Source organism: Thermolongibacillus altinsuensis (genome assembly GCF_004341205.1).
Lineage (GTDB): Bacteria > Bacillota > Bacilli > Bacillales > Anoxybacillaceae > Thermolongibacillus > Thermolongibacillus altinsuensis.
The window spans coordinates 1-2,567 of record NZ_SLUL01000032.1; the positions used below are offsets into that span (position 1 = coordinate 1).

The 2,567-nt window shown below is 41.8% G+C and carries 2 protein-coding genes; both read left to right on the forward strand.

Features of this window, described 5'->3' with window-relative positions; all coding sequences use genetic code 11:
• The first annotated feature begins 136 nt into the window (after nucleotides 1-136).
• Nucleotides 137-1,666: an IS21 family transposase gene (gene istA / locus EDD69_RS15090; protein ID WP_132949716.1), complete on the forward strand. Its 1,530-nt coding sequence runs from the start codon at nucleotides 137-139 to the stop codon at nucleotides 1,664-1,666.
• Nucleotides 1,663-2,421 (forward strand): IS21-like element helper ATPase IstB, encoded by a 759-nt coding sequence (gene istB / locus EDD69_RS15095; RefSeq protein WP_132949717.1) that lies wholly within the window; start codon nucleotides 1,663-1,665, stop codon nucleotides 2,419-2,421. The genes istA and istB overlap by 4 nt, the downstream gene beginning before the upstream one ends.
• Nucleotides 2,422-2,567: the final 146 nt, after the last annotated feature.

Consider the following 2,567-nt stretch of genomic DNA (forward strand, 5'->3'; position numbering starts at 1 on the left):
TGTATTTGATAATTTAAAGTTGAGCCACTTTTGAAGGGTTCGATCACATAAAAAATGAGCCACCTGATTTCCAATTTTCATTACCTCCCTTATGATTGAAAGTGCCTAAACTTTTCATCAGAGGGAGAGAAAAAGGATGATCAAGATGGCTCAATTTCATCATATCAAATTCTTGCATGAGGTAGAAGGGCTATCCCAACGACAAATTGCTCAAAAATTAGGGATTTCAAGAAATACCGTAAGCAAATATCTAAAACAGAATGAGGCTCCAACCACCATTCATCGGCAGAAAAACTATCATGGAAAGGAGTATTCCGATGAAACAAAGCGAGTCTTACCCATTATTGATCAATGGCTCGAAGACGATCTAAAACGTTGGGGAAAACAACGCCATACCGCTGCCAGAATTTATCGAAGATTGGTCGATGAGTACAATTTCAAAGGATCTGAGTCCAACATCCGTAAGGTTGTAGCCAAACGTAAGAAAAAGCTACAGGAAGTCTTTATTCCCCTTGATTTTCAACTCGGCCACCAATTCCAATTCGACTGGGGAGAGGCGGATATTATTCTACAGGGTCGAACACAACGGATTTACCTCTTTTGTATGCAACTTTCGGCAAGTCGAATGCGATTTGTACGAGCATACCTGCATGAGAAACAGGAGGCTTTCTTAGATGGCTTTGTCCATGCGTTTGAATTCTTTGGAGGAGTACCTACCGAAGGGGTATTTGATAATTTAAAAACGGCTGTAGTAAAAATACTCCAAGGGAGAGATCGTCTCGAACAGGATGCTTTTCTAGCCTTACAAGCCCACTATTTGTTTAAGGCAGAGTTTTGTAATATTCGTTCCGGGAATGAAAAAGGACGAGTGGAAGGGACGGTCGGATACGTAAGAAGAAACGCCTTTGTTCCGCTTCCGGACGTACAATCGCTGGAGGAATTAAACGCTTATCTATTGGACTGGTGTTTGAGAGAAGCGGAAGAAAAAACCGTTCCGTTCACTAAAGAAACGATTGCGCAAATGTGGGCGAAAGAAAAGGAGTATCTACACCCACTCCCTGAAAAGAAGTTTGAAGCTTGCCGGTTGGTCTCTTGTCAGGTGAATAAGACCTCTTTAATTACAGTGGAGACCAATCAGTATTCTGTCCCTTGTAGTTATGTAGGTCAAGCTGTATGGGCAAAAATGTTTGTCGATCATGTGATCGTTGTGGCTCAAAATCAAGTGATCGCTGAACATCCTCGTTCTTACGAACGAAACCAGATGATCACCAATCTAGATCATTATCTGGAGGCATTATTAAAAAAACCGCGAGCGATTCGGGACGCCCATGCATTTCAATCATCTGACCTTCCGGATGTATTTAGGCGTTTTCACCGAAAAATGAGGGAACAAGAAGGAGCCGCGGGCGACCGTAAATTTATCCGACTCCTTCTCCTTCATCGAGAAATCGGGATGAAAAAATTGACACAAGCATTACGAGAAGCTGAACAAGCGCAGGTCTATCGGTACGAAGTCGTCCATGAAATCATTCAAAGACTGACGAATAACTACTTGCAGGTCCAAGATCTATCTAAGGAGAAAACGCCTGTAAATCTACTAGACTATAAAATTCAAAAGGCAAACGTAGCTCAATACGGACAATTAACGGGAGGTCAGATGAAATGACAACAGAAATCCTTTTAGACCATATCACGAAGCAATTGAGAATGCCTACAATTGCGAAACAATATCGCTCTCTCGCAAGAGAGGCAGAAGAAAGAAATCTACGGTATGAAGAATACTTATTGGCACTATTAGAAGCAGAAGTGCAGACAAGAGAGGAAAATCAAAGACAGCGAAGGCTCAAACAAGCTGCCTTTCCCATCCACAAAACTTTAGACACCTATGATTTTACTTTCATGCCGAGCTTAAATCGAAATCGATTTCTCACACTCGCAAAAGGTGAGTTTGCAGAGAGAAAAGAGAATATTATTTTTCTAGGGAATAGTGGCACAGGGAAAACCCATTTGGCCATTGGGCTTGGAATCGCCATGATCCAAAATGGCTACAAAACAAAATTCATTACTGCTTCCGAGTTAGTGGAAGAGTTGCTTATTGCTAAAGAAGAGCACAAACTTGGTGCGTTTGAGAAGAAGTGGCTTAAATATGATGTGATCATCGTAGATGAACTGGGATATATCCCCTTTTCCAAAACAGGAGCAGAGCTATTATTTCAGTTCTTTTCCAATCGCTATGAACGTGCAAGTGTCATCATTACAACAAATCTTGAATTTGTAGAATGGACGAACATTTTTGGGGATGAAAAGATGACAGCAGCGTTGCTTGATCGGCTCACTCACCGTTCGCACATTCTTCTTCTAAACGGAGAATCTTATCGATTCCGTCAAAGTATGAAACAGAGGGAAAATGGGGAGTGGTAGCCAGATGCGCGAAGTGTTTGGATGACTTGCCCCTAGGGGCAAGTCATCCAAACACCCACCCTCTCCCATTTATGGGAACTCTGATTCTAAAAGTGGCTCACTTTTGAAGTGATCGCTCTGGCTCAATTTATTATTGACAAAAACAA